Below are 25,250 nucleotides of genomic sequence, written 5' to 3'. Positions count from 1 at the left end.
CGAAGGCACCGCCACCAGGCCGGTATCGTCCCCGCACGACACCGAATCATGTGGAACCGACGCGCAGGAGACCTTCCTTGACTAGCCGTCAGCAGGAGCCGGGGCACACTGCCGGCGCGCGGGACGTGGTGCGGCTCGCCGTCATCGTCGGCGCGCTGGGCGTGGTGTTCGGCGACATCGGCACCAGCCCGATCTACACCATGCAGACGGTGTTCAACCCGGCCGACCCGCACCCGGTGCCGGTCAGCATCGACAACGTGTTCGGCGTCGTCTCGCTGATCTTCTGGTCCGTGATGATCATCGTAACGGTCACCTACATCCTGCTGGCCATGCGCGTGGACAACCAGGGCGAGGGCGGCATCATGGCCCTGATCACGCTGCTGCGCCGCTGGAGTTCCGGCCGCGGCGGCAAGGTCGCGGCGGTGCTCGCGGCGCTGGGCATCTTCGGCGCGGCGCTGTTCTTCGGCGACAGCATGATCACCCCGGCGATCTCCGTGCTGTCCGCGATCGAGGGCCTCAAAATCGTCAACCCCGACCTGGAACCGGCGATCATCCCGGTCACCGCCGTGATCATCGTGGCGCTGTTCATGGTGCAACGCCGGGGCACCGCCGCCGTCGGCCGCGTCTTCGGCCCCATCATGATCGCCTGGTTCCTCGTCATCGCGGTCTTCGGGATCGCCGGCATCACCCACCACCCCGACATCCTCAAAGCCCTGTCCCCCACGTACGCGCTGAGCTTCCTGTCCCAGCACTTCGGCATCGCGTTCTTCGCCCTCGCCGCGATCGTCCTGTCGGTCACCGGCGCCGAGGCCCTCTACGCCGACATGGGCCACTTCGGCCGCATGGCCATCACGTACGGCTGGCTGGGCCTGGTCCTGCCCGCCTGCGTGCTCAGCTACCTCGGCCAGGGCGCCCTGATCCTGGAAGACAACGCCAACATCAGCAGCCCGTTCTTCCTGCTCGCCCCCGGCTGGGCCCGACTGCCACTGGTCGTGCTGGCCACCGCCGCGACCGTGATCGCCTCACAGGCCGTCATCACCGGCGCGTACTCGGTCGCCTCGCAGGCCGCGCAGCTGGGCTACCTGCCGCGGCTGCGCATCGCGCACACCTCCGAGTCGACCATGGGCCAGATCTACGTACCGTGGATCAACTGGCTGCTCATGGTCTCCGTGCTCACCCTGGTGTTCGCGTTCCAGACCTCCGCCGCGCTGGCGTACGCCTTCGGCATGGCCGTCACCGGCACCATCACCATCACCACCCTGCTGTTCTTCTACGTCGCCCGGCTCAAGTGGGGCACCCCCTGGTGGCTGCTGGGCACCGGGGCGGCCCTGCTGCTCGGCGTCGACCTGCTGTTCGTCGCCGCCAACCTGACCAAGCTCGTGCACGGCGCGTGGCTGCCGCTGCTCATCGGCCTCACCGCGTTCACCATCATGACCACCTGGCAGAAGGGCCGTCAGGTCGTCACCGCCGAACGCGAGCGCACCGAGGGCACCCTGCCCGAGTTCGTCGAACAGCTGCGCGAGAGCCGCGCGACGACCGCGACGGTGCCGGGCACGGCGATCTTCCTCAACCGGGGCAAGCAGACCGCGCCGCTGGCGCTGCGCGCCAACCTCGAACACAACCATGTCCGGCACGAGCACGTGGTCATCATGTCCCTGGAGACCGACACCGTGCCGTACGTGCCCGCCGACGAGCGCGTCACCGTCGACGACCTCGGCTACGCCGACGACGGCATCACCCACGTGACCGCCCGGTTCGGGTACATGGACAGCCCGGACGTGCCCGCCGCGCTGCGCACCCTGGACCCGGCCGCCACCGAGGGGCCGCTGGACCTCGACAACGCGACGTACTTCCTGTCCAAGATCGAGCTACGGCGTGGTCCGGCGCCGACGATGGCCGACTGGCGCAAGCGGCTGTTCATCGCCACGTCCTACATCACCGCCGACGCCGCCGCCCACTTCGGCCTGCCCCGCGACCGCACCATCATCATGGGCAGCCACATCGACGTGTAGGCGGCCGGCGAATCGGCGGCACGACACCCATGCCGCCCGCGCGTTCCCTGCTGCCGGAGTTTCGCCGACGGCGCCGCCGTCGGCTCTCAGCCTCCCCGCCAGTGGCAGTGGTCCTTCCTGGCAAGAGAGTTCGTAGCCAGCATCTTGCGTGGTGGCGTCGTGTAGATGGTGAGCCATCCTCTGCCGCCGGTGTGCTCGACCACCACGGCGGTGATGTCGGCGCACATGTCCAGCGCCTGGTGCCGGTCCGCGTCGGTCACGAACACCGACAAGGACAGCCCCTGCGGGTCCCAACTGGCGGCGGCGAGACCGGGCTCCCATGCCCTGTCCGCGAACCGCAGCCGCAACTGGTCGAGGGTCACCGGGTCGTTGCGAGGCGGCTGCATCTCGAGGTAGTGGGCGAACAGGTGCGCACCGGCCACCACCGTGAGCGTGAGGGCGACGAAGGCCGCTGCCAGACGAGGCCTGCCCGCCAAGAACGGATAGCTCTTTCCCGGCTCGGCTTCCACATCGGCAGATTAGCTCTGCCGGACACTGTCCGTGTGCCCCGGCGGCCGTGCGGACAGCCGCCCGCGCGATGGCGGGCGGCCTGGTCGGATCCTCAGGCGATCTTGCGACGGTAGACACGCATCGCGAACGCGTAGGCGACGACGAGGATGCCGGCGCACCAGCCGAGCGCGATCCAGATGTCGTTGCCGACCGGCTGCTGGTCGAACAGCGCCCGGATCGCGTTGACGATCGAGGTGACCGGCTGGTTCTCCGCGAAGGCCCGCACCGGTCCCGGCATCGTCGCGGTGGGCACGAACGCCGAACTGAGGAAGGGCAGGAAGATCAGCGGGTACGAGAACGCGGTGGCTCCGTCGGTCGACGACGCCGCCAGGCCCGCGATCATCGCGACCCAGGTCAGCGAGAGCGTGAACAGTGCCAGGATCCCGGCCACGGCCAGCCAGGCCAGCACCCCGGCCGAGGTCCGGAATCCCATCAGCAGCCCGACCGCGATGATGACGACCGCGGAGATGGCGTTGGAGACCACCGAGGTCAGCACGTGTCCCCACAGCACGGCGGAGCGGGCGATCGGCATGGAGTGGAATCGTTCGAAGATGCCGCTCTGCATGTCGTTGAACAGCCGGAATCCGGTGTAGGAGATGCCGCTGGCGATGGCGATGAGCAGGATGCCGGGCATCAGGTAGTTGGTGTAGTTGCCGGTGCCGGCCTGGATCGCGCCGCCGAAGACGTACCGGAACAGCAGCATGAACGCGATCGGCATGATCGTGACGGTGATGATGGTGTCCATGCTGCGGGTGACGTGCCGGATCGAGCGGCCGAGCATGACACCGGTGTTGCTGAGGACGTGCGTGCTCATGACTGCTCCTTGGTTCCGACGACGGCGAGGAAGACCTCTTCGAGGGTGGGCTGGCGTTCGACGAGTTCGGCTTTCGCCGCGGGCAGGAGCTTGCGCAGTTCGGCGAGGGTGCCGGAGACGATGATGGTGCCCTGGTGCAGGATCGCGATCCGGGCGGCGAGCTTCTCGGCCTCCTCCAGGTACTGCGTGGTGAGCAGGACGGTGGTGCCGCTGTCGGCCAGGCCCTGGATCTCCTTCCAGACCTCGATGCGGGCCTCGGGGTCCAGGCCCGTGGTGGGCTCGTCGAGGAAGATGACCTTCGGGTCGCCGATGAGGCTCATCGCGATGTCCAGCCGGCGGCGCATACCGCCGGAGTAGGTCGCGACCCGGCGGCCGCCCGCGTCGGTGAGGTCGAATCGTCGCAGCAGGTCGTCGGCGACCTGGCCCGGATTCCTCACCTGGCGCAGCTTCGCGACCATGATGAGGTTCTCGCGGCCGGTGAGGATCTGGTCGACCGCAGCGAACTGGCCGGTCAGGCTGATCGACTCGCGGACCCGCTGCGGCTGGGCCACGACGTCGAAGCCCGCCACGGTCGCGGTTCCCGCGTCCGGCTTGAGCAGCGTGGACAGGATGCGCACGGCGGTGGTCTTGCCGGCGCCGTTGGAGCCGAGCAGCGCGAAGATGCTCCCGGCCGCGACGGTGAAGTCCACGCCTTTGAGGACTTCGAGCTTTCCGTATGACTTGCGCAGTCCACTGACGTGGATGGCGGGGGGTGGTGTGCTCATGGGGGTGGTGTCTCCTTATTCGACGATCATGTTGGCGGGGGTGAACCCCATGCCCTTGAGGGCGGCGTAGGTGAGTTTGTCCATACGGGCGCCGTCGAAGTTCACGGTGCGCAGGGCCTTGTAGTACTTCTTGCTCCAGCCGCCGCGGAAGGAGCAGTCGCGCAGGATCGCCCCGCGCAGGGACATGCCCTCAAGCCCGGCCTGGTCGAACTTCACGCCGGTGAACGTCTCGCCGTCGAAGACGAGCCCGCGCAGGTCCGACTGGGTGAAGTCGACGCCGGTGAAGGTGCAGCGTTCGAAGACGGTGCGCTTGAGATCGGTCTGGCGGAACGCGACGTCGGTCAGCGCGGCGTCTTCGAACCTGACCTCGAACAGGCCCGACATGCTGAAGTCGGTGCGCACCAGTCGCGCCCGGCGGAACGTGGAACCCTTCAGCTCGGCGGTGGTCAGGACCGCGTCGGTCAGGTTGGCGCCGTCGAAGTTGGTGTCCTTCAGGTCGCTGCTCTTGAACCTGCTGCCGGCCAGGTCGGCGTTGGAGAAGTCCGAGCCGCGCAGCGCGCTGGCCCCGAACCGGCCCTGCCGCGCCGATACACCGGCGAAGTCGCTGCCTTCGAGCGAGCTGGCGTCGAACCGGGTCACGACCTGGCGCTCCAGGGTCCGCGACAGGTTGGTGACCTCCTGCACGGTCTCCTCGATGTCGCCGATGCTGTCGACGGTCAGCTCGAACGCGGTCGCCTCGTCCTTGCCTTCGGCGCGCAGCTCGCGGTAGCGCTCCTGCAGGTCGGCCAGCAGGTCGGCCTTCAGTTCGGTGACGCTCTTGGTGCCCTCGTAGGGGGCGAAGACTCCGTCGAGATACTGGTTGATCTTGTCGGTCATGGCTGTTTCCCCTTACAGCAGCGTGTCGAGCACACGCTTGGCGTACTCCCACGTGGTCTTGTTGTTCGCGTAGGTCGCGCGGCCCTTTTCGGTGATCTTGAAGTACTTGCGGCGGCCGCCCTGGGATTCATCGCCCCAGTACCACGTGATGTCGCCGTCGGCTTCCAGCCGCCGGACGCTGGAGTACATCGTGGCTTCCTTCAATTCGTATTCGCCCTGCGAGCGTTCGGCGATCAGCTTGACGATCTCGTATCCGTAGCGGTCCGCCTCGATCAGCAGCCGCAAGATCATCGTGTCGGTGTTGCCCCGCAGCAGGTCGGACGTGACCTTGTTCGCGCTCATACCTCACCTCCCGAGATACAACGTAGGTCCCACTACTGTGACTGTCAAGGTACTTGGGTACACGTGGTAAGTTGCTTGGCGGGGTAACGAAGGTGCCTCAGATCTGGCATTGCCGAGGAGTCAGCACCATGGAAGAAGCGCTCAGCCCGGACGACATCGCGCAGTTGATCGAGCAGGCCGCGGAGAACGGCGACCTTGCCCTGCTACGACGGCTGGCCGACGCGGGCAGCGCCGATGCTCTGGACCAGCTCGTCGAGTCGGCGGCAGAGCAGGAGGATTTCGAGGAACTGCGGCGCCTGGCGGCTGCCGGCAACCAGGATGCCGCGGACATCCTGGCCGAACTCGACGCCGACGCCTAGGAACGGACCGGCGGCACACGCCGGCCGACGGTCACTTCTTGTCGGTGCCGGGCTTCGCGCCGATGGACTCCTGATAAGCGTCCGCGTAGGTGCGCGAGTCCTTGATCAGGTCGTCGCAGAAGGCGGCGACGTCGGGACCGATGAGTTCCAGCACTCCCTTGCCGTCGGCGGCGCCGGTTTCGAAGAAGTCGACGATCCCGGGCAGCAGCCGTTCGTCGGTGAGGTCGACCGGTCCGACCTTGAACAGGTACTTCTGCATCTCCTTGTAGACGATCTGGTAGTCCGGCGGCAGCGCCTTGACCCGCGCCACGTGGGCCCGCCACTGCTTCTTGCCCTCGATGATGTCCTGGATTCCCACGTCAGCCTCCTAGCCGGCCCAGTTTCCTTGCGACGTTCCTGTTCAGCTGCTCGCGCCACCGATCGCGGTAGGTGCGGGCGCCCTCTCCCCCGGCCAGCGCCGCGCAGAAGCCCGGGATCTCGTCGCCGAGCACCTCACCGATGCCCTGCCCGTCCGCCGCTGCCTCCTCGAGCAACCCGAGAGCGGAATCGAGGATCGGCATCAGATTGCGGCCCGTGAAATCGCCATAGGGGAAGAGGTTGTTCTTGATCTGCTCCCACGCCGACCGGTACTCGGCCGGCAAGGCTTGCGCTCGGATCTCGAACGCCTTCCATTCCCTGGTGAGATCGCTGCCGGTGATGGTTTCCCAGAAGCTCATCTCGCGCCCCCCTTAAGACTGTCGATACGTGACGATACGTACTGCCATCTCGCCCAGAACGACGCGAGTTCGGCGTGGCCGGCGTCGTTGAGCGAGTAGAACTTGCGCGGCGGGCCCACCTCGGACGGCCGTTTCGTCACCTGGACGAGTCCGTTCTTTTCCAGCCGGAGCAGGATGGTGTAGACCGTGCCTTCGACGACGTCGGCGAAGCCCAGGTCGTTGAGCCGGCGAGTGATGGCGTATCCATACGTCTCCTCGGCCCGGATGATTTCGAGCACGCAACCCTCAAGGGTGCCCTTCAGCATCTCCGTCAGATTTTCCACAGCGCCCCTTCTCCGCCATCCAGGTACTCAGTGCCACTGGCTACCGCTATAAAGTAGCACTAGCTACCGGTACCTAGCAACACTTGATACCACCTGAATGCACCCGCACTGCGCGACCATGGCAGCCGGGTAAGCCGTTGACTCGGGCGCCGGCCTGGGGCACCGTTGCCCTGATGCACGTCAGCTGGAGGATGCAGCACCACGGCTGGGCCGTCTGCGCCCTGGGCGACGAGGGCGCGCGAACTGAAGCGCTCGTGTCCTATGTGGCGGACGGGCCTGAGGAGTTCCTGACCGCCGTGGCCCGCCTGCTCCTCGGCTGGTCGCATACCCGGGTGGAGTTCGTGGCCGAGCCCGAGGCGCACCGATTGATCTTCCACCGCGACCTCACCGAGGTCGACGTTCGTCTCCTCCACATCCGCACACGCGACCTGCCGGACGAGGCCGGCACAACCGTGTGGACCACCCGTCAGCCGCTCACGGTCCTGGCCCGCGCCGTGATCCGAGCGTTCGACGCGGTGGACGAAGAGCAGGGCGAAGCCGGCTACCTGGCGGCATGGCAGCGGCCGTTCCCTCGCGCCGAACTGGCCGCCCTTCGCACAGCCTGGCGCGGCGCGCGTGGCCGGCGCGGCCGGAACAGCACTCGACACGATCCTGCGCCCGAGCGGAATCCGGCGCCCTCGCTCAAGCCGTGATGGACAGGTCCAAGGCATCATGGGTTTTGTCGTTCCACGCCTTGACCGCCAGGTCCGACGGGTCCGCGACGCCCAGCACCGCGCGGAGGGTCTGCACCAACCTCGACGTCGTGGCGTCGTACTGCGCCGAGGTCGCGGGCCACGGCAGCTCGCGGTGCCAGTTCGTGAAGCGGGGCACGTCCGGCGGGATCCACCCGAGCTCGACCAGTGCCGCGTGCTCCTGCTCCGCCACCGGCGGCGCATGGACCGAGCCCATGATCGCCTCGGTCAGCAGCAGCCGCGGGGTCTGCACGAACTGCACGCCGCGGGCGCCGTACAGCAGGATCACGATGTCCTCGTCGGCCAGGTCGGCCAGGTCGCGGCGCAGCCGGGCGGCGAAGTCGCTCCAGTCGCTCACAGGGCGCTCCGGTCGAGGTTGCGCCGCTCCTCGAAGAACTTGCGCTCCGTCCAATCGGCGGCGACCCCCGCGGTGGCACGGGTGATCCCTACGACGCTGTCGGGCAGCCACCACACCTGCGAAGGCGTCTTTCCCGGCGACGACTCGTCGGCCGGGCCGAACACCGCCTCGGCGGCCGCGATCACCTCGACGAAGCTGTCGTTGATCGGAGCCGCGTCGGCGTCGACAGGCGGCCAGTGGTTGATGCCCGAGAACCGGATGTCGAGGCTGCGGACCCGGCCGCGGGAGATGTTGACCATCTGCAGCAGTCTTCCGAGGTCCCAGCTCGCCCGAGCGACGATCGGACCGTCGGGGACCGATTCGACGGTGCTCCAGCCCAGGTGCGCCATGAGCGCCGGGACCTCGTCGGCCGACCAGGCCCACTGCCAGTCGCGTACGACGGTCAGCGTCGCGTGCACGTCGGCGGGGTCCGCGCTCTTGAAGTCGGTCACTGCTGCTCCTCGGGCTCGTAGCCGACCAATCTTATGCCGTCGGCCAGCAGCCGGTCCGGGTCCAGCGTGGCGACCTGGATCATGATCCTGCCGTCGGGCCGGCCGCGCACCACCAGGCACTCCAGCTGGCCCGCGGTGAGCAGTTCGTGCATGGCCCGAGCGAGGTCGGGGTCGGCTTCCATCACCGGCCGCAGGTAGGCGTCGATGGCCAGGACGCCGCGCACGTACTCCGGTGACGTCTGCTGAGAGTTGATCATCGGCCCACCGGGGTTGGCCGGGTCCGGAACCCATCGGGTGCCCAGCTCAGCGCCGGCGCCTTTCTCCTCAATGAGGACCACCATCGGCGGGTCCCCCGCGCTGACCAGGACACGGTCGAACGTGGCGGGCCGACCGGGCTCGTCCACACCCCCGGTGACCAGCCTGCTTCCCTGGTACAGCTGCTCGGTGACGTAGTCGCCGGCGAGCAGGCCGAGCCGTTCGCTGGCGCGCACCAGGTCCCGGCAGATGTCGTGGTAGTCGTCGAGCGCCCGCTGCAGGGCCGCCATCTCGGCCGGGGACAGCACCATCGACATCGCCAGCCGGAAGTCCCGGGTGTTCTGGTTCTCCGACCCGAACGTGTTGCGGTCGACGGTGAACCCGGCGGCGGTGATCTGCGGGATCAGCGGCGCGACCTGCGTACGCCAGATCGTCTCCTTGTCCCTGCTGGTCTGCTGGTGGGCGGTGACCCCCGCATCGAACGCGGCGCCGGCCTCGGTGGTGGTGTCCACCGGCAGGGCGACGGCGTTGGGCAGGTCGCTGCCCACCACGCCTTCCGGGGGCAGCTTGTTGTCGTCGGTGTAGTAGTGGTTGTTCTCGTCGAGCAGCTGACCGTTCTCGTTGCGGCGGGTGCCCACCGGGTCGCCCGGGAAGTGGTCGAACCCGTCGTCGCCGAGCATCAGCTCGCGGCGCTGGGTCCGGCCGTCCATCCGTCCGGTCGGGGTGAGGTCGTCGCGGGTGTAGCGCGGCACGTCCGGCGCGGTGGGCACGGTGCTGCCCGGGGTGCTCGGCGCGGGGGTTCCGCCGTGGTCCGGGGCGGGCGCCCAGTGGCCGGGCGGGGCGTCGGCGACAGTGAGGGGGCGCAGCTGCGGGTCGAGGGCGAGGCCGTCCATGCGGGTGACGCCGTCGGTGAACGGCGGGCGGCCGAGCCTGGTGCCGCCGTCGTAGTAGCGGATCTCGCCGTCGTGGTTGATGACGTTGATGACGTGCGCGGTGCCGTCGGCCCGCTGGAAACACACGATGCCCTGGGAACCGGGCCGGCTCAGGCTGAGTTCGAGCTGGTCGAAGCCCGCGGCGACCGCGACCGCCGCGAGCCGGGGGTCCATGGTGCCGAGGTCCGAGGTGAGCTGCTGGAAGTCGGTGCCCAGGACCTGCTGGATGCGCAGGTGCCCGTCCGGGGCCGGTGGCGGGATGCTGCCGTCGGGTGTCGGGGTGCGCCCGGCGGCGACGCGGGGCAGGCCGGCGTAGGTCGAGGCGAAGGCCAGTGCCCGGTCGACGCAGGCGGTGGCGCGGGTCGGGTCGTCCTGCGGGGACACCGGGTCGAACGCCGCGCCCCAGCCGGTGTCCGGTGACACGTGGGGCGGGAAGGAGCCGTCGGGGTTGCGGGGCAGCGACGCCTCCAGGTCGCGCTGCTGGGCGACGGTCGGCATGGTGTGACCGTCGGGCTCGCCGTACTGGCGGCTGTCCTCGATTCCCGGGGGCGGGCCGTCGGTGGGCGACGCGGCCGGATCCACGCCGCCGGGTGCCGGGGTGTCGCGGTGCTGGGTGGCTTGCAGGGCGTCGGTGAGTATCCGGCGGCGCTGCCGCAGGTCGGGGCCGACTTCGACCTCGGCGTTCGGGTCGGCGCGCCGGTCGTTGTAGAGCGACTGGACGGAGGTCTCGGCGCGCAGCCGCACCCGGGCCATGTCGACCACTCGGCCGCCGAGGTTGCTCGGGCTCAGCGCGTCGCGGTGCGTGGCCATCCACTGCATGGCCGCGGTGATCCTCGCGGCGCGATCGAGCCTGGCCGCGTCCCTGTCCGACAGTTGCGTTGCGTCGGTCGCGGGCATCGCAGCCGTGGGGTCGGTGCTGGTGCGGCCGCCCGGAGCGGGACTCGCGGTGACCGGGGTTCCGGTGGCGGGGGTTGCCGGCGGGGGTGTCGCGGTCCCGGGGGGCGTACTGCCGGTGGCCGGCGGGCTGGTCGCGGGGCTGGTCGTCACCGGCGTGCTGGTCGAGGGGCCGCCGGTCGTCGGGGAGCTGTTCGCGGGTCCGGTCGTGGTCGGCGTGCCGGTCGAGGGACCGCCGGTCGTGGGGTTCGTGGTCGTCGTGCCGGCGGTCGGCCCTGAGCCGGTCGGGCTCGCCGTGGTCGGCTGGCTGGTCGACGCAGGCGTCGTGGTGGCCGCGACCGGGGTCGTGGCCGGGGAGCCCGGCCGGGTGTCGGTCGAGGCTGCGGTGAGCCCACCCGGATTCGCGGTCGTGCTGGTGGAGGCGTTCGCGGTAATGCCGGGGCTGGTCGAGGTTCCCGGCGGCGGCAGGGACGCCGACGTGGAGACCGACGTGCCGGCGGTCGCGGTCAGCCCGCCGGTGGTCTGCGTCGGCAGACCGGCGAGCGAGGCCGGTGCCGGTCCGCGCGTCGTCGTCGCGGGGTTGGCCGATGTGCCGGTGTTGGCCCCAGGCGGCGCGGCCGTCTGCTGGCCTGGTGCGGACTGGTTGGCCGCCTGCACGTTGGCGGCGGCCTGCTGCGTGGCGGCCTGTTGGGCGGTCGCGGCCTGTTGCGCGGCCTGCTGGCCGGGCGGGGGTGCGGCGTCGACGGCGGTGGCGGCGTCGACGCGCAGCGGTCCCGCCGCGGTGGCGTCGATGCCGACCCCCGCGACGGCCGGTGGTGCGATACCGCTCAGCGACAGTCCTTGCGAGGGGCCGCCACCGTATGACGGCACGGTCGACGGATGGTGGGTGCTGCCGGTGTTCGTGCCGGTCGTGGCGGTCGGCTGCGGGCCGGGGGGTGCGCCGCCGGTGTCGACCTGGTTGCCGGGCGGCCGATCGCCCGTGGTCGACGGATCGCCGGTCAACCCGCTCGCCAGGGTCTGGCTGTTGCCTGCGAGCTGGTTGAGGTTCTGGACCTGCGAGTTGATGTTCGCGGTGAGGTTGTCCAGGCCGCCGGTGCCCTGCCCGAGCATGCTGGAGCGCGCGCCGGACGTGGCCGCCATGCCGACGTCGTCCAGGCCGGGGAGATTGCCGGTGGCGAGGTTGCCCGCCACATCCCCGGCCACTTCGGCGAGCACGTCGTTGCGCATGTTGCGGACGAAGCCGCCGCCCGGCCCGAGTTTGAGGTTCACCCCCGCGGCCGCGAAACCGCCGGCGAAGCCCGCGACCCCGGACATGCCGATGGCCATGCCGTCGAAGCCGTCCCGGTGCCCGTCGGCGATCTGCGCGCCCTGGATGGCGGTCTCGGTGACCAGCTCCTCCAGCGCCTCCTTGGCGCCCTCTTTGATCATCTTCTTGAGGGCGGCCTTGGTGAGCTCCTTCATGCCCTTCTCGGCGAGCTCCTTGAGCAGCTTCTTGATGATCTGCCGGATGGTGTACTGGGTGGCCATCTGCAGCACGGGGATGCCCGCCGAGGCCGCGCCGAAGGTGCAGAACGCCGCCACGATCAGCGCGATGACCTCGATGACGAACAGGACCAGCTCGATCCAGAACTCGATCTTGGCGGCCTGGATGTCCTGCCCCGCGGCCTCGACCACCTGGCCCATCACGTCGAGGATCGAGATCAGCTGGGGCAGCGCCGACTCCGCGGTCGCGCCGAGCTTGTCCCAGCTGAGCTTGACCGCCTCGCCGAGCTGGGTCTGGGTGCCCCCGGCCGCCGACACGGCGTCGGTCACATAGGCGGCGGCGTCCTGCAACGGGCCGGACGCCCGGTCGGCGGCCTTGAACCACTCGTCGGCGAGATCCCAGATGATCTCCTCGTTGCCGTCGGGCCAGTCGGCGCCGATGACCCACTCCAGCAGCGGCCGCACCTCCGAGGGCACATGCAGCAGCTCCATCGGATTCGGGATCGGGGAAGGCAGTACGGACACGGCTCCACCCTCCTGACCGGACTTCGACACGGCAGCCGAGCCTGCAAACTATCGCACCAGCGGTAACCACGCAGACCTCGTTCCATGCGATACGGAGCACAGTGCGAAATGCGTGCGGTTAGCTCCACAACCGTCCGGCATGCGCGGCACATCCTGGGACGGTGCGGCCCGCGCGGCCACGGTAGCCTCGCCTGGTGAGTGTGTTCACCCGACGCGATGCCGAACAGGTCGCCACTGGCCTGGCACGGTCGAGCAGCGACCCCGCCGGGCCGCTGTGGCGCGGCTGGGTGCAGGAGTTCCCCGACGTCTTCGTGGTCTGGACCACCCCGGCCGCCGACCAGACGGCCGCACCCGGCTCCGGCGCGAAGATCCTGATCGAGCGGGCCACCGGGGCCGAGGCCGTCTTCGGCTCCATCGCCGCCGAGCAGGCCCACGACCAGTGGCGTCGCGACCCCGCCCGGGTCGCCGCGCGTCGCGCCGTCGGCGCCGTGCAGCGGCTCGGCCGCGCCGGCGGACGGGACAACTCACTGACCGTCAGCGCCGTGCTCACCTTCCCCGACGGCCGCACCGTGACCGCCGTCGGCTCCAAAGTCGACGCCGAGCCGGTGCACCACCCCCTGGTCGCGGCCTGGCTGAGCGCGTCCTCCGGCGGCATGAAGACCCGCGGCCAGTCCCGGCACGCGGAGCTGATCGTGCTGTCGGACTGGCTGCTGCGCGCCGACGCCGCCCGCGCCGCCGCCGGGCTCGCCCCCACCAGCCTCGAACAGGCCCGCGACGAACTCGGCCGCGCCGTCGTGCGACTGAACCACCTGCGCGACGGGGCGATCGCCCAGCCTGCCGCAGCGACACCGTGCGCGGGCTGCCTGCGCGCCTGGATCGACTTCGGCCTGCTCGACGCCGCGCTGCTGCAGCTCACCGACCCCGTCACGCCACACCCCCGCAACGAGCTTGCCGGCACGCGGTTCCCGGCGATGGTCACCGCGGCGCTCAACGAGGCCGGCTGGGGGGCCTTCCCCGACCCGGCCGACCGCGCCGACCTCGCCGAGGCGGTCATCGAGCAGATCGCCGACCAGACCGGCCTGCCCCCATTGGAACCGGCCCGCCAGATCTTCACCGAGTTCGGCCCGTCGCTGCTGATGACGGTGCGCGGCCGCGGCGCCCAGAACTGGGTCACCCCGTACCGCATCGGGCACGACGGCCTGGCCGGCGTCCGGGACGTGCTCACCGACCTGGGCCGCCGCCTGGGCCGAGCGGTGTTCCCCATCGGGCTCGACGACGACGGCGCGGTGCTCGCCGTCGACGCCGACGGCCGCGTGTTCGCCGCGGACCAGGGCGGAGAATGGTGCTACGGCCACGGTTTCGACGTCGCCGTCACCGCGCTGACGCTGGGACATTCACCCGACCGCGTGCGCGACGACGGCACGATGGAGCTGACCGGACTGGGAGGACTCTGACCGCCATGCGCTACGCCGACAGAAACGCCAACGCAGACCTGATGGCCCGCTTCGACGAGGTCTACGAGCGCTACACGAAACTGCGCGGCGGCCTGGGCACGCTGCAGGCCAGGCTCAAGGACGTGAACGCCACCGCGGCCTCCCCCAACCGGCTGGTGACGGTGAAGGTCGGCCCGCAGGGCCAGCTGATCGAACTGGTCATCCACGACGACGCCTACCGCAGGTATCCGGCCCGCGAGCTGTCCTCGCTGATCCTGGGACTCACCCGGACCGCGGCCGCCGAGGCCGCCGAGAAGATGCAGCAGTTACTGGGCGAGTTCATGCCGGCGGGCACCGGCGCGGCGGAGTTCGTGCGCACCGGCGACTTCGACTCGCTGCTCAGCCGCACCGACGAGACGCTGGGCAAACCGACCGGGGCGGGCCACGATGGCTGAAGAGCGCGCGATCCAGATCGACACCGACGCCACGACACAGGCCGGCAAGCGCATCGTGTTCGCCGGGGAGGACCTCGCCGACCTGCACCGCGACATCGGAAGGATGATCCGCCAGCTGTCGGCCGGCCCGCCGTGGAGCATGGACAAGATCGGCAAGCAGGTCGAGGTCGGCGACGGCGCCGAGAACAAGGGCTACCGGATCAACGAGGACGAGGTCCTCAAGGCCTGGGCCACGGTCGCGCAGGCGATCGAGAACCTCGGCGTCAACGTCCAGAACGCGGTCGCCACCATCGTCAACGCCGACGTGGTCAGCTCCGTCAACGTCGAGTCGGTCCGCCAGCCGGGGACCAACACCAGCCGCCTGTGAGGGCGTGACCCGCGAAAGACCACATCGGATCGACGGCGAAAAGCCGCAGCGATCCGTGCTCTCACCGTGATCTCGCACCGCCTGCGGCGCGGGAACTGCGTACGGCCGTCCCGCGATGACCAATCTGGACGCCGGCCACAACCGTTCACGCCCGGCAGGCAGTAGGTCCAGGTGACCGGTGACGGCCACGGCCGTCGACTGCCCGCGTACGGCAGTCGGGCGCAGAGAGGGAGCACGTGCAGACACCCGTGTTGGAGATCGTGAACCTGTGCAAACGGTTCGGGGAACGGACAGCCGTCGACGACGTCAGCCTGCGGGTGCCCGCCGGTTCGTTCTTCGGCCTGGTCGGACCGAACGGTGCGGGGAAGACCACCACCCTGTCCATGGCGGTCGGCCTGCTGCGCCCCGACAGCGGCACGGTGCGCGTCGAGGGCCTCGACGTCTGGGCCGACGCCGTCGCCGCCCGCTCCCGGCTCGGCGTCCTTCCCGACGGCCTGGCCCTGCCTGAACGCCTCACCGGCCGCGAGCTGCTGACCTACCTCGGCAGGTTGCGCGGACTCGCCCCGCGAGTGGCGGCCGGCCGTGCCGATGAGCTGCTGGCCATCCTCGATCTCGCGGGTGCGGACCGCACGCTGGTCATCGACTATTCGACCGGCATGCGCAAGAAGATCGGCCTGGCGGCGGCTTTGCTGCACGGCCCGTCACTGCTGGTGCTCGACGAGCCGTTCGAGGCCGTCGACCCGGTGTCCGCGCTGACGATCCGCGCGATGCTGCGCCAGTTCATCGCCATCGGCGGCACGGTCGTGCTGTCCAGCCACGTCATGGCCACCGTCGAGCAGCTGTGCGACCACGTCGCCATCGTGCACCGGGGCCGGATCGCCGCGGCCGGGCCACTCGACCGGGTCCGGGCCGGAGCGACGCTGGAGGAACGGCTGGTGGAGCTGGTCGGCGCCGATCTCGATCTCACGCGGAGCCCGTCGTGGTTGGTGTCCTGATCCTGATGAAGCTGCGGGTGCTGGCGAACTCGACCAGCGGCGCCCGCGCCGGGGGCCTGCTCCTCGGCACCGTGGCCGGCCTTGCCCTGGCCGTGGCCACGCTCATGCTCGCCGGCGCCGAGGCAGGCCCGGCGCTGCGGGCCGACCTGTTCGCGGCGGCCCTGGCGGTGTGGCTGTTCGGCTGGCTGCTCGGCCCGGTCTACACCGGCGGCGGCGACGATGCGATCCGGCCGGAGCAGCTCGCGCTGATCCCGCTGCCGCCGCTGCGGGTCGCCGTCGGGTTCCTGGCGGTGTCGTTCGTCGGCGTCGGCCCGCTGATCAGCCTGGTCGCGTTCAGCGCCCTGGTGGTGTACGCCGCGGGTCTGGGCCTGGCCGCGTTCACCGTCGCGCTGGTGCTGGTGCCCTTGCAGCTCGCCATGGTCGTGGCGCTGTCGCGGTTGATGCTCGCGGCCATGGCGCTGGCCGTGCGCTCCCGCCTCAGCGCCGTACTGTCCGCACTGGTCAACGCCGGGGTGAACGCGACGCTGAACCAGTCCTGGGTGCTGCTGTGGGCAGCGGTGCAGTTCGGGCTCGTCGACCAGGGCCTGCCCGCCGGGTTCTCGACCCTGTTGCGGGTGCTGCCGTCCGGCTGGGCACTGGTGTGCCTCGACGCGGTCGCGCGCGGCGACTGGCCGCTCGCGGCCGCCGCCGGCGCAGGGCTGGTCGCCTTGCCGGCCGCCGCGGTGCTGATCTGGTCGCGGCTGCTGCTGCGGCGCACCACGACCCGGCCGGTGCACCGCGGTCCGCGCCGCGGCCGCACACCGCTCCTGGACCGGCTGGACGCGGCCGGGCCGGTCGGCAGCGTCGCTGCCAAGGAACTGCGCACATGGTCGCGTGACCTGATGCGGCTGCACCTGCGGTGGTTCGCGATCTGGTTCGGGCTCGTCTACACCCTGTGGCCGCTGGCCATCGGCTGGACCGGGTTGCTGCCGTGGGCCGGTGTCGTCGTCGCGGTGCTGGCCGCGGCGACGTCGGCGAACCTGTACGGCCTCGACGGCACCGCCCTGTGGCTGACCCTGGTCGACCCCGGCACTATCCGCGCCGACGTACGCGGACGGCAACTGGCCTGGCTGATCCAGGTCGCGCCGGTCGCGCTCGCGCTGACCGTGGCGGGGACCGCGCTCGGCGGCGGCGCGTGGACGTGGCCGTGGACGCTGGGGATACTGGCGGCGCTGCTCGGCGGCGGGGCCGGTCTGATCGCGTACACCTCGGTGGTGTTCCTCGTGCCCGGCCCGGAACCGGCCCGGCGCGGCGGCAACCCGCTCGACGCGGGCAACATTTTCGGCCAGGTCCTGGCGATGCTCGTGGTCGTCCCGGTGACCGCGGTCCCTGCGGCAGGTGTCGCGTTGCTCGGCGACCGCGCCGACAGCCCGCTGCTGAGCTGGGCGGCGGTTGCGGTCGGGCTGGTCACGGGAGCCGCGGGCGCGTGGTGGCTGGGCCGGGCGGCCTACCGGCGGCTGGGTGAACACGGCCCCGAACTGCTCGGACGCATGTCCGGCGGCGGTACGGCCGGCCCGAGAGCGGGTGCCCGCACCGGCCGGGTCAAGCTGCCGCCACGCCAGTCGGCTCTGGTCACCGTGCTGTTGGTCGTGTGCTGGATCCCGCTGTTCCCGCAGGGGCTGGTGCCGCTGTACCTGATCTGGCAAGGCAGCGACACCAAGCTGTGGTTCCTCGCCCTGCACCTCGGCGATCCGTACCGGGTACCGGTCGCCGCGGCGATGGCCGTACTGGGCGTGGCCCTGCTGTGGCTGGGAGCCGGATTGTCGCGGCGATGGGAACGCGCAGCAGCACGGGATCGAGTCACGCCGGAGCGGTGAACCCCGCATCCGGACGTCACGACAGCAGCCGGGCCGCACCGGCCCGGCCCACCGAACAGACAGGATGATCGTGCAAGCGCTGACCGCAGCCGAGATCCGAAACAGCCTGGCCAACACCTCGAAAGGCGAGGCCCAACGGCTGACGCTGCCCGCGCCGCCGGAGCACCTCGCCTGGACGGAACTGGACTTCCTCGGCTGGCGCGACGCCAAAGCGCCCGGTCGGGCATACCTGGTGACGCCGATGGGCTCCACCGTCGTCGGGTTGGCGCTGAGCGCGACCGTGCCGCCCCGGACCCTGATGCGGTCGAGCATGTGCGAGTTCTGCACCGGGCCGCGGACGCCACCAGCGGCCCGGCCGCACACCGCACGTCGGGATCAGACAGCGAACTCGGCGGCCAGGGCCGGGTTGGCGATGTCGGCTGCCATGGCGCGGGCACGGGCCAGGTGCTGCCCGCCTTCGCTACGGCTGCGATGGATCAGCGCCCGCACGGTGAGCTCACGCATCGTGGCCGCGCCGGCGACGCGTTCCAGCTCGGCGAGCAGCTCGGCGCCTTCCCGGGTGCCGAGGGTGAGCCGGGCGGCCAGGTCGATCAGGCGCGCTCGCGGCCACAGATACCAGGGCGCTGCCGCCAGGCCGGTACGGCACCAGGCCAGCGCGTCGCGTCCTTCATGCAGCGCGAGAGTGGCCTGGGCGTGGGAGACGACCGCGACCCAGCACTGGTCGCCGGACTCGACGGTCTGGACCCAGGCGTAGTCGAGCAGCTCGCGTGCCGTCGCGGCGTCGCCCAGGCCGACGGCTGCCTCGGCGCGCAACGCCTGCGGAAACGGAGTGAACGCGGTCCAGCGTTGCGCGCGGATGTGGCCCAGCGCCTCATCGAGCACGTGGGCGGCCTGGGCGTTTTCGCCCCGCAGCAGCCGGACCCGGCCGATCATCGCCTGCGACCAGGCGAGCTGCCGCCGGTTGCCGCTGCCGCGGGCCGCGTCGGTGGACGCGCCGAGCACGGCCAGGGCCTCGTCGTACGCGCCGGCGTCGCTGAGACTCATGCCGCGCACGCCGAGAATCCGCGCGGATTCGGCCTCCGTCGGGTGCCAGGCTTCGGCCTGACCCAGCCAGTGCTCGACCTCTGACCGGTGTCCTGCCTGCACGGCCAGGAACGCCAGTTCCCGGCACGCGGCGGCCCCGATCGCCGGGTCGCCGCCGCGGTGGGCGTGCACAAGTGCCTGGTGCAGCAGCATGGTGACGTCCCCGCCCCGGCCGCCGTCGGAGTGGATGAGAGCGGACGCCAGGGCGAGGCGGGCCCGGCCGGACAGGTGCTGGTCGGTGTCGGCCACCCCCGCCACGGCACGGCGCAGCTGGCTGAGCCCGGCCGCCACGGAGCCCGCGGACAGCGACGAGTCCGCGAGGTCGAGCAGGGACCGGACAGCGGCGGCGCTGGCAGCGGGCTCGGCCGGTGCCCACGCGGCCGCGGCGGCGACGGCCGCGGGCAGCTCGGCACCGAGTTCACGGCGGTACAGGTCGGCGCATCGGGCCAGGTGGGCGCGTGCTGCCTCGTGGTCGCCGGAGCGTGTCAGGCTGGAGACGAGGACCGCGTGCAGGTCGGCGTTGAGCCGGTCGTTCTCCAGTGCCTGTGCCGCGATCACTGCCGCCGCCTGCGGCTGCCCGCCGGTCAGCAGCTCGACGGACCGGCGGTGGGCCAGGGCGCGGCAGTCGGCGACGAGCCGCTGCCTTTCCACGCTGAGCCAGGTGTCGAAGGCGGGCGAGTCGTCGAAGCTGAGCCCCTCCAGCAGCTCCCCGTGCAGGACGTCGGCCGGGCCGGGGGCGGCAAGACCCATCACGTCGATGGACACGTCGTGATCGGTGGCGAGGGTCAGCGGGTCCCGGCCGACGGTCACCCGGCCGCCGAGCGCCCTGCGCATCTCGGCCAGGTTCCATCGCAGTGCGCCGCGCGGGTCTTCGGCGTGCTCGAAGAGCATCGACACCAGACGCTGCCTGCTCGGCGGGCGCTCGGCCAGGGCCAGGAAGGCCAGCAGCCCCCAGGCCTTGTGGCCGCGGGGGCCGCCGACCGGCGTGCCGTCCTGGACGATCTGCGGCGGGCCGAGCAGCCGGACCACGGTCGTCATGGGCTGTCCGGTCCCGCCGCGGGCGCGGGTGCGCGGCCGAACGTCACGGCTTCGAGCACCGCCTGCGGTGTGCTGGTCCGCAGCTGCCGGTCGGGGACCGCGCCCAGCGCGTCGTTGACGGTGGAGAACGCGATCCGCAGCGCCACATATGCGGTGATCGCCATGATCTGCGCCTCGTCGAAGCCGACCTCGCGCAGCGGCTGCACGTCCGGGGCTGTCGTGGCGTTCGGGTCGGCGGCGACCCGGCGGGCCCATCGCGCCAACGCCCGTTCCCGGTCGTCCAGGAGGCTGTCGTCGCCGGTGAGGACCCCGGCGCTGACCTGGTCGGACGCCGCCGCCGCCAGTTTGGCTCCCCACGCCAGCGAGCAGTAGGAGTCGCCCAGCGTCGACGTGGCCGCGGTGACCAGGATGCCCCGGTCGCGCACGCTCAGACCGGCCGTCCTGGTGACCCGGCCGAGGGTTTTGAACAGCGACTCCATCGCCTCGATGTCGTGAGCCCACAGCCGCGTGGCGTTCATGACGTAGCCTAACTCGGCCTCGTCGTCGGCGTAGGCGGCGCTCGCCCTGGCGCTCAGTTGCACCGGCTCGGCCAGAAACGACGAACCGGCACCGGGCGTCGCCGGGTTCCGGGCGATGAAGCCGACGAGGTTGATCTCCGCTCGCAGCGGCAGCCCCTCGCGGACGTGCTGCACGGCCAGCTGGGCGGCATCATCGAGGAAACGCTGCTCGCCAATGGTCTGGATCGCCTCGTATCCCGGCCCGGTGCAGGCCATGGCCCGCGCGTAGGACTCGGGGTCGGCGAACTCCCAGACGAACGGCACGTCCACCCGCCGGACGGCCTCGAACCCGTGGCCTGCCAGCAACTGCTCGCCGACACCGGGTTTGCCCAGGCTGTTCATCGCGGCCTGGTGGGCGACCCGGGATGCGTCCGCCCACAGGAACGGACGCAACGCCCAAGCCCCGGGCGAGGCCTTGACGTGGCCCCAGACCGTCATGCCCAGCAGCCCGCCGGGCCGCAGCACCCGACGCACCTCGGCGAGGACTTCGGGTGTGGTGCCCCAGATCCCGCGGAAGCTGGTCACCACATCGAAGGCGCCGTCGGCCCAGGGAAGGTCCCGCATGTCGCCCACCCTGAGATCGGCCCCACTGCTGCGGTCACGGGCGACGGCGACCAGCCGCGCGGACGCGTCGATGCCCGCAGCCGTCGCTCCCCGCGCCGTGGCGAGCTCGACCGCCAGGCCCGCGCCGCAGGCGACGTCCAGCAGGCGCGTGCCGCCGCCGACTTCTAGGTGCTGGTGAATCGTGACGTACTCGCGGATGTTCTGCGGCTCGTGCAGCGTCGCCGCGTCGGCGCTCTTGCGGCCCCAGCCCTCGTCGGGCAGCTTCCACTGCGGCGTACTGCCGACGTCTGCGCCATGGTAAACGACCTGCTCGCCGGACGCGGCCCGCGGGACCGCCGGCTCGGCGTTCGATCTCGGATCTGCTTGCATGTCCGCTCGCATCGGCCCACTCCACCTCGCCCGGTACTCCATCAGCAGGTTCCACGATCGCCGGGCACCGTGTGACGCGCCGTGTGACGCGAACGCTCATCTCGCGGCGGTAGGTGGTCAGGATGGGCCACACCGCACCGCGGATCGCGGCGCAGCGCGAGGAGACCAAACGTAACAAACTTTGTTGCTTCTACGGCATGGGTGAGCGAGACTGCTCCGGTGGCGGCCAACAGCAGAGTGACGATCGCGGCCCACGCGCTGGCATGGATGGAACTGGCCAGGCGGCGTGGACGCGAGGTGCTCACCTCGGAGGAGGTGGCCGCCAGCGTCAACACGAACGCGGTCGTCATCCGCCGCAGCCTCGGCGACCTGCAGCGAGCGGGCCTGGTGAGCGCCCGCCGCGGCAACGGCGCAGGCTTCTCCCTCGGCCGGCCGGCAGCGCAGATCACACTGCTGGACGTGTGGCTCGCCGTCTCGCCGGAGCCGCTGCTCGCACTGCACCACTCCGAACCGAACCTGGAGTGCCCGGTCGGACGCGGCATCCGTCCGGTGCTCGCTGACCTGTACGACGAAGCGACCGACACGTTCCGGGCGGCGCTGGCCCGCTCGACCGTCGCCGACGTTCTGGAAAGGATCCTGTCATGATCGTCGAGCTGCGCCGTTACACCCTGCATGAGGGACGCCGCGACGAGTTGATCGACCTGTTCGACCGCGAGTTCGTGCACCCCCAGGAGGACCTGGGGATGGCGGTGCTGGGCCAGTTCCGCGACCTCGACCGGCCCGATCAGTTCGTGTGGCTGCGCGGATTCACCGACATGGCATCGCGCCGGACCGGCCTTTCGGCCTTCTATTCCGGCCCGGTGTGGGCGGAGCACGGACCGGCGGCGAACGCGACGATGGTCGACTCTGACGACGTCCTACTGCTCCGCGAGATCAAGCCGGTGCCGGTGTTCGACCGGGACGCCTCTGACCACGATTCGATCCTGCACGCGACCATCTGGTACTGGGCCGGCCCCTTCCCCGACCCAGCCGAGATCCCGACCGACACGCTGGCGGTGCTGCGGGCCGAGTACGCCGCGAACGACTTCCCCCGGCTGCCGGTCCGCGAGGGCGAGCATGCGCTGGTCTGGCTCGCCCGGTCCCCGCTGCAGGCAGACATCCCAGCGGAGGTGGTGAAGACCGAGACCTTCCGCCTGCGCCCCACCCACCGCTCCAGCCTCTACTGAGACCCGGCAGCGGGGCATGTGAGACCGGCCTGCCCCGCGTCCGGGACGCGGGGCAGGTCCTGGTCAGCTGATCCGGTCGATGAGGCCCGCCAGCAGCGCGACCCGCGGAACGACCGAGTCGAGGTCGAGCCACTCGTCCAGGCCGTGGTCGCCGCCGCCGACCGGCCCGAGCCCGTCGAGCACGGCCACACCCGACTCGGCCAGCAGGTTCGCGTCGGCGCAGCCGCCGGTGGCGGCGTGGGTGACGGTCAGGCCCAGTTCGCCGCCGACCTGCTCGGCGGCGCGCAGCAGCGCCGCCGTGCCGGGTCCGCCGGACCACGGCGGGGTCGGCGCGACAACCCGCACGGTGGCGGTGACCCCGTCGACGAGCGGGCTGCCGGCCAGCCGGGTGATGTCGGCCAGCGCCGCCTCGTAGGCGGCCGGTTCGGCCGCGCGCACGTCGACGACCAGGCGCGCCCGGTCGGCCACCACGTTGGGCCGGGTGCCGGCCTGGAGCACGCCGACGTTGACACCCGTGAGGCGTTGCAGCGCCACGGTCAGGTGCGCGGCGGCCAGCGCGGCGTTGGCGCCGCGCTCGGGTTCGATGCCGGCGTGGGCGGCCCGGCCGTGCAGGTCGATCTCGACGTCGGCGACGCCTTTGCGGGCCGAGACGAGATCGCCGTTGTCGCGGGCGCATTCCAGGCACAGGATCGCGTCCGCCTGCTCGGCGAGCCCGGCCAGCAGCGGCCGGCTGCCGATGGAGCCGATCTCCTCGTCGGGGGTGGCGACCAGCGCCAGCTCGCCGAAACCGTCGGCACGCAGCGCGAGGAGGGTCTCGATCGCGGCGAGCCCCGCCAGCAGCCCGCCCTTGTCGTCGCAGACGCCGGGACCGTACGCGCGGCCGGTGGCGCCGTCGACGGTCAGCGGCCGGGCGGCGGCGGTGCCGGGCGGGAACACGGTGTCGAGGTGCGCTGCGAGCAGGATGCGCCGGGTTCCGCGGCCGGACAGCCGGGCCACCACGGCGTCGCCGAGCGGCACGGCGGTGTCGTCGTGGATCGGCACCACCGTGACGTCGAGCCCGGCGTCGGCGGCGTACCCGCTGAACCGGGCGGCGACCTGGCGCAGGCCGGCGACCTGCCGCGACCCGCAGTCGATCTCGACGAGTTCGGCGAGCCTCGCCAGGAACGCCGGGTAGCGGGCCTGGGCGGCGGCGCGCAAAGCGGCGGCGTTCACAGGACCTTCGCCAGGAACGCGCGGGTGCGGTCGTGGCGCGGGTCGCCGAGGACCTGCTCGGGGGTGCCGGCTTCGACGACGACGCCGCCGTCCATGAACACGACCGTGTCGGCGACCTCGCGGGCGAAGCCCATCTCGTGGGTGACCACCAGCATGGTCATGCCGTCGGCGGCGAGTCCGCGCATGACGTCGAGGACCTCGCCGACGAGTTCCGGGTCCAGCGCGGAGGTGGGCTCGTCGAACAGCATCAGCTTGGGCCGCATCGCCAGGGCGCGGGCGATGGCGACGCGCTGCTGCTGCCCGCCGGACAGCATGGCCGGGTAGGCGTCGGCCTTGTCGGCCAGGCCGACCCGGTCGAGCAGGTCCAGTGCCCGCTGCCGGGCTGCCGCTTTCGGTTCGCGCAGCACGTGCACCGGGGCCTCCACGACGTTGCCCAGGGCGGTCAGATGCGGGAACAGGTTGAACCGCTGGAACACCATGCCGATGTCGCGGCGGCGTTCGGCGACCTCGGACTCGCGCAGTTCGTGCAGGCGGTCGCCGCGCTGGCGGTAGCCGACGAGGTCGCCGTCGACCCACAGCCGCCCGGCGGTGACGGTCTCCAGGTGGTTGACGCAGCGCAGGAACGTGGACTTGCCGGACCCGGACGGGCCGAGCAGGCAGCACACCTGCCCCTTGTCGACCTGCAGGTCGATGCCGGACAGGACCTCCAGTTGCCCGAAGCTCTTGCGCACTCCCTCGGCTTTGATCATCGCGGTCACCGGAACATTCCTCCCCCACTGGTGGCGCGGTGGCCGCGGCCGAAGCGCCGTTCGACGAACCACTGCACCACCGACAGGACGCTGACCAGGGCCAGGTACCAGATCGCGGCGACGGCCAGCAGCGGGATGACCTTGTAGTTCTGCGCGTACACGGTCTGCACCGCGGTCATCAGGTCGCGGCCGGCGATGACCGACACGAGGGCGGTGGACTTGAGCATCGTGATGACCTCGTTGCCCATCGGCGGGGCGATCACGCGCATGGCCTGCGGCAGGATGATGCGGCGCATGGTGAGGCCGGGTTTCATGCCCAGGGCGTGGGCGGCTTCGGTCTGTCCCTTGTCGACGGCGAGGATGCCGGCGCGCACGATCTCGGCGGCGTAGGCCATCTCGTTGAGCGACAGCGCGAGCACCGCGGGCACGATGCCGACCATGACGGCGTTGGTCGGCTGGTCGAAGACCGCGATGCCGGTGAACGGGATCGTGATGGTCAACCGGGGCAGCAGGGCGCCGAGGAAGCCGAAGAAGACGATCTGGACCAGCAGCGGGGTGCCGCGGAAGAACCAGACGAACGCCGCGGCCGACACACGCAGCACCGGGTTGGCCGACAGGCGCATGACGGCGAGCAGCACGCCGCCCGCGGTGCCCAGCAGCATGGCGATCACGGTGAGCAGCAGAGTGGTGCGTACACCTTCGAGGACGAAGTCTTTGAACAGGTATTCGCCGATGGTGTGCGGTTCGAGGTTGGGGCTGCTGAGCAGGGCCGAACCGACCTGGTAGGCCAGCAGCAGCACGACGGCGGCGGCGATCCAGCGGCCGTGGTGGCGTACCGGCACGGCCTTGATCGGCGGTGGGGTGTCGGTTGTCATCGGTGGGGTTCCCTCGGTTGGCGCGGGTGGCGGGCGGTGAGTGCCCGC

Annotated in this window: 26 protein-coding genes and 1 pseudogene; 11 read left to right on the top strand and 16 right to left on the bottom strand. The window is 71.1% G+C overall.

Features of this window, described 5'->3' with window-relative positions; genetic code table 11:
• Positions 1–77: 77 nt before the first annotated feature.
• Complete coding sequence (locus AB0B35_RS20575) at positions 78–2,012, top strand: potassium transporter Kup (protein WP_361047709.1); 1,935 nt, start codon at positions 78–80, stop codon at positions 2,010–2,012.
• Positions 2,013–2,098: 86 nt separating this feature from the next.
• On the opposite strand, the gene AB0B35_RS20570 is transcribed toward AB0B35_RS20575, so the two are convergent.
• The 5 genes from AB0B35_RS20570 to AB0B35_RS20550 form a co-directional block, all read right to left on the bottom strand.
• Entirely contained in the window at positions 2,099–2,521 is a 423-nt protein-coding gene (locus tag AB0B35_RS20570; RefSeq protein WP_361047706.1) for a hypothetical protein, read from the bottom strand.
• A gap of 92 nt (positions 2,522–2,613) precedes the next feature.
• Positions 2,614–3,375 carry an ABC transporter permease gene (locus tag AB0B35_RS20565; protein WP_360540455.1) on the bottom strand — a complete coding sequence of 254 codons (762 nt, stop codon included), beginning with the start codon at positions 3,373–3,375 and terminating at the stop codon, positions 2,614–2,616.
• On the bottom strand, positions 3,372–4,139 hold the full coding sequence (locus AB0B35_RS20560) for an ATP-binding cassette domain-containing protein (RefSeq protein ID WP_361047703.1): 768 nt from the start codon (positions 4,137–4,139) through the stop codon (positions 3,372–3,374). Before AB0B35_RS20560 ends, AB0B35_RS20565 begins: the two co-directional genes overlap by 4 nt.
• Positions 4,140–4,154: 15 nt before the next feature.
• Positions 4,155–5,015: a pentapeptide repeat-containing protein gene (locus AB0B35_RS20555; RefSeq protein WP_361047700.1), complete on the bottom strand. Its 861-nt coding sequence runs from the start codon at positions 5,013–5,015 to the stop codon at positions 4,155–4,157.
• A gap of 12 nt (positions 5,016–5,027) precedes the next feature.
• Positions 5,028–5,357 carry a PadR family transcriptional regulator gene (locus AB0B35_RS20550; RefSeq protein WP_360540461.1) on the bottom strand — a complete coding sequence of 110 codons (330 nt, stop codon included), beginning with the start codon at positions 5,355–5,357 and terminating at the stop codon, positions 5,028–5,030.
• Between the two features lie 128 nt (positions 5,358–5,485).
• Here AB0B35_RS20550 and AB0B35_RS20545 point away from each other — a divergent pair, with 128 nt between their 5' ends.
• On the top strand, positions 5,486–5,716 hold the full coding sequence (locus AB0B35_RS20545) for a hypothetical protein (RefSeq protein ID WP_360540463.1): 231 nt from the start codon (positions 5,486–5,488) through the stop codon (positions 5,714–5,716).
• Positions 5,717–5,747: 31 nt separating this feature from the next.
• Here AB0B35_RS20545 and AB0B35_RS20540 read toward each other — a convergent pair whose 3' ends face one another.
• Genes AB0B35_RS20540 through AB0B35_RS20530 form a run of 3 tightly spaced genes read right to left on the bottom strand, consistent with a single transcriptional unit; the run spans position 5,748 to position 6,755 of the window.
• On the bottom strand, positions 5,748–6,074 hold the full coding sequence (locus AB0B35_RS20540) for a DUF1048 domain-containing protein (RefSeq protein WP_361047697.1): 327 nt from the start codon (positions 6,072–6,074) through the stop codon (positions 5,748–5,750).
• Between the two features lies 1 nt (position 6,075).
• The gene (locus AB0B35_RS20535) at positions 6,076–6,432 is read right to left on the bottom strand and encodes a DUF1048 domain-containing protein (protein WP_361047694.1); all 357 of its coding nucleotides are present in this window, start codon (positions 6,430–6,432) and stop codon (positions 6,076–6,078) included.
• Positions 6,429–6,755, bottom strand: coding sequence for a PadR family transcriptional regulator (locus tag AB0B35_RS20530; protein WP_360540469.1), 327 nt, complete (start codon positions 6,753–6,755; stop codon positions 6,429–6,431). The genes AB0B35_RS20535 and AB0B35_RS20530 overlap by 4 nt, the downstream gene beginning before the upstream one ends.
• Before the next feature lie 173 nt (positions 6,756–6,928).
• On the opposite strand from AB0B35_RS20530, the gene AB0B35_RS20525 reads away from it, so the two are divergent.
• On the top strand, positions 6,929–7,447 hold the full coding sequence (locus AB0B35_RS20525; protein ID WP_361047691.1) for a hypothetical protein: 519 nt from the start codon (positions 6,929–6,931) through the stop codon (positions 7,445–7,447).
• On the opposite strand, the gene AB0B35_RS20520 is transcribed toward AB0B35_RS20525, so the two are convergent.
• From AB0B35_RS20520 to AB0B35_RS20510, 3 genes are read right to left on the bottom strand one after another with little or no spacing between them, the layout of a single operon-like run.
• Positions 7,437–7,844, bottom strand: coding sequence for a hypothetical protein (locus AB0B35_RS20520; protein WP_361047688.1), 408 nt, complete (start codon positions 7,842–7,844; stop codon positions 7,437–7,439). The two genes, AB0B35_RS20525 and AB0B35_RS20520, sit on opposite strands and share 11 nt — an antisense overlap.
• Positions 7,841–8,335, bottom strand: a complete 495-nt coding sequence (locus tag AB0B35_RS20515; RefSeq protein ID WP_361047685.1) for a DUF6301 family protein — start codon at positions 8,333–8,335, stop codon at positions 7,841–7,843. Before AB0B35_RS20515 ends, AB0B35_RS20520 begins: the two co-directional genes overlap by 4 nt.
• Complete coding sequence (locus AB0B35_RS20510) at positions 8,332–12,423, bottom strand: toxin glutamine deamidase domain-containing protein (protein ID WP_361047682.1); 4,092 nt, start codon at positions 12,421–12,423, stop codon at positions 8,332–8,334. Before AB0B35_RS20510 ends, AB0B35_RS20515 begins: the two co-directional genes overlap by 4 nt.
• 194 nt (positions 12,424–12,617) lie before the next feature.
• Here AB0B35_RS20510 and AB0B35_RS20505 point away from each other — a divergent pair, with 194 nt between their 5' ends.
• The 6 genes and pseudogenes from AB0B35_RS20505 to AB0B35_RS20480 all read left to right on the top strand — a co-directional run.
• Positions 12,618–13,877, top strand: a complete 1,260-nt coding sequence (locus tag AB0B35_RS20505; RefSeq protein ID WP_361047679.1) for an SUKH-3 domain-containing protein — start codon at positions 12,618–12,620, stop codon at positions 13,875–13,877.
• A gap of 5 nt (positions 13,878–13,882) precedes the next feature.
• Entirely contained in the window at positions 13,883–14,311 is a 429-nt protein-coding gene (locus AB0B35_RS20500; RefSeq protein WP_361047676.1) for a YbaB/EbfC family nucleoid-associated protein, read from the top strand.
• Positions 14,304–14,678 carry a hypothetical protein gene (locus tag AB0B35_RS20495; RefSeq protein ID WP_360540481.1) on the top strand — a complete coding sequence of 125 codons (375 nt, stop codon included), beginning with the start codon at positions 14,304–14,306 and terminating at the stop codon, positions 14,676–14,678. Before AB0B35_RS20500 ends, AB0B35_RS20495 begins: the two co-directional genes overlap by 8 nt.
• 236 nt (positions 14,679–14,914) lie before the next feature.
• Positions 14,915–15,673: an ABC transporter ATP-binding protein gene (locus tag AB0B35_RS20490; protein WP_361047673.1), complete on the top strand. Its 759-nt coding sequence runs from the start codon at positions 14,915–14,917 to the stop codon at positions 15,671–15,673.
• A complete protein-coding gene (locus AB0B35_RS20485; protein ID WP_361047670.1) occupies positions 15,658–17,529 on the top strand; it encodes a hypothetical protein in 1,872 nt (623 codons plus the stop codon). The genes AB0B35_RS20490 and AB0B35_RS20485 overlap by 16 nt, the downstream gene beginning before the upstream one ends.
• Positions 17,530–17,593: 64 nt before the next feature.
• Positions 17,594–17,857: pseudogene (locus AB0B35_RS20480) on the top strand (FBP domain-containing protein); the annotation flags it as partial.
• 47 nt (positions 17,858–17,904) lie between these two features.
• Here the strand turns inward: AB0B35_RS20480 and AB0B35_RS20475 are convergent.
• Both AB0B35_RS20475 and AB0B35_RS20470 read right to left on the bottom strand, forming a co-directional pair.
• On the bottom strand, positions 17,905–19,650 hold the full coding sequence (locus tag AB0B35_RS20475) for a hypothetical protein (RefSeq protein WP_361047667.1): 1,746 nt from the start codon (positions 19,648–19,650) through the stop codon (positions 17,905–17,907).
• Complete coding sequence (locus tag AB0B35_RS20470; RefSeq protein WP_361047664.1) at positions 19,647–21,152, bottom strand: methyltransferase domain-containing protein; 1,506 nt, start codon at positions 21,150–21,152, stop codon at positions 19,647–19,649. The genes AB0B35_RS20475 and AB0B35_RS20470 overlap by 4 nt, the downstream gene beginning before the upstream one ends.
• A gap of 189 nt (positions 21,153–21,341) precedes the next feature.
• Between AB0B35_RS20470 and AB0B35_RS20465 the strand changes: the two genes are divergently transcribed.
• Together AB0B35_RS20465 and AB0B35_RS20460 are read left to right on the top strand one after the other, a co-directional pair.
• On the top strand, positions 21,342–21,785 hold the full coding sequence (locus AB0B35_RS20465; RefSeq protein WP_361047661.1) for an Rrf2 family transcriptional regulator: 444 nt from the start codon (positions 21,342–21,344) through the stop codon (positions 21,783–21,785).
• Complete coding sequence (locus tag AB0B35_RS20460) at positions 21,782–22,366, top strand: NIPSNAP family protein (RefSeq protein WP_361047658.1); 585 nt, start codon at positions 21,782–21,784, stop codon at positions 22,364–22,366. Before AB0B35_RS20465 ends, AB0B35_RS20460 begins: the two co-directional genes overlap by 4 nt.
• 63 nt (positions 22,367–22,429) lie before the next feature.
• On the opposite strand, the gene AB0B35_RS20455 is transcribed toward AB0B35_RS20460, so the two are convergent.
• From AB0B35_RS20455 to AB0B35_RS20445, 3 genes are read right to left on the bottom strand one after another with little or no spacing between them, the layout of a single operon-like run.
• Entirely contained in the window at positions 22,430–23,578 is a 1,149-nt protein-coding gene (locus AB0B35_RS20455; RefSeq protein WP_361047654.1) for a M20/M25/M40 family metallo-hydrolase, read from the bottom strand.
• Positions 23,575–24,336, bottom strand: coding sequence for an amino acid ABC transporter ATP-binding protein (locus AB0B35_RS20450; protein WP_360540496.1), 762 nt, complete (start codon positions 24,334–24,336; stop codon positions 23,575–23,577). Before AB0B35_RS20450 ends, AB0B35_RS20455 begins: the two co-directional genes overlap by 4 nt.
• Positions 24,333–25,202: an amino acid ABC transporter permease gene (locus AB0B35_RS20445; protein ID WP_360540498.1), complete on the bottom strand. Its 870-nt coding sequence runs from the start codon at positions 25,200–25,202 to the stop codon at positions 24,333–24,335. The genes AB0B35_RS20450 and AB0B35_RS20445 overlap by 4 nt, the downstream gene beginning before the upstream one ends.
• Positions 25,203–25,250 lie beyond the last annotated feature (48 nt).

Source organism: Catellatospora sp. NPDC049133 (assembly GCF_040648455.1).
Lineage (GTDB): Bacteria > Actinomycetota > Actinomycetes > Mycobacteriales > Micromonosporaceae > Catellatospora > Catellatospora aurea.
Note: the sequence above shows the minus strand (reverse complement) of the source record. Positions and strands in the feature narration are given on the sequence as shown.

Bases quoted from the DNA above. Each gene is read 5' to 3' on its own strand.
- AB0B35_RS20500 (WP_361047676.1), top strand. From the start codon at position 13,883: ATGCGCTACGCCGACAGAAACGCCAACGCAGACCTGATGGCCCGCTTC.
- AB0B35_RS20550 (WP_360540461.1), bottom strand. From the start codon at position 5,357: ATGAGCGCGAACAAGGTCACGTCCGACCTGCTGCGGGGCAACACCGAC.
- AB0B35_RS20475 (WP_361047667.1), bottom strand. From the start codon at position 19,650: ATGACGACCGTGGTCCGGCTGCTCGGCCCGCCGCAGATCGTCCAGGAC.
- AB0B35_RS20470 (WP_361047664.1), bottom strand. From the start codon at position 21,152: ATGCGAGCGGACATGCAAGCAGATCCGAGATCGAACGCCGAGCCGGCG.
- AB0B35_RS20545 (WP_360540463.1), top strand. From the start codon at position 5,486: ATGGAAGAAGCGCTCAGCCCGGACGACATCGCGCAGTTGATCGAGCAG.
- AB0B35_RS20460 (WP_361047658.1), top strand. From the start codon at position 21,782: ATGATCGTCGAGCTGCGCCGTTACACCCTGCATGAGGGACGCCGCGAC.
- AB0B35_RS20445 (WP_360540498.1), bottom strand. From the start codon at position 25,202: ATGACAACCGACACCCCACCGCCGATCAAGGCCGTGCCGGTACGCCAC.
- AB0B35_RS20535 (WP_361047694.1), bottom strand. From the start codon at position 6,432: ATGAGCTTCTGGGAAACCATCACCGGCAGCGATCTCACCAGGGAATGG.
- AB0B35_RS20525 (WP_361047691.1), top strand. From the start codon at position 6,929: ATGCACGTCAGCTGGAGGATGCAGCACCACGGCTGGGCCGTCTGCGCC.
- AB0B35_RS20560 (WP_361047703.1), bottom strand. From the start codon at position 4,139: ATGAGCACACCACCCCCCGCCATCCACGTCAGTGGACTGCGCAAGTCA.
- AB0B35_RS20565 (WP_360540455.1), bottom strand. From the start codon at position 3,375: ATGAGCACGCACGTCCTCAGCAACACCGGTGTCATGCTCGGCCGCTCG.
- AB0B35_RS20495 (WP_360540481.1), top strand. From the start codon at position 14,304: ATGGCTGAAGAGCGCGCGATCCAGATCGACACCGACGCCACGACACAG.
- AB0B35_RS20555 (WP_361047700.1), bottom strand. From the start codon at position 5,015: ATGACCGACAAGATCAACCAGTATCTCGACGGAGTCTTCGCCCCCTAC.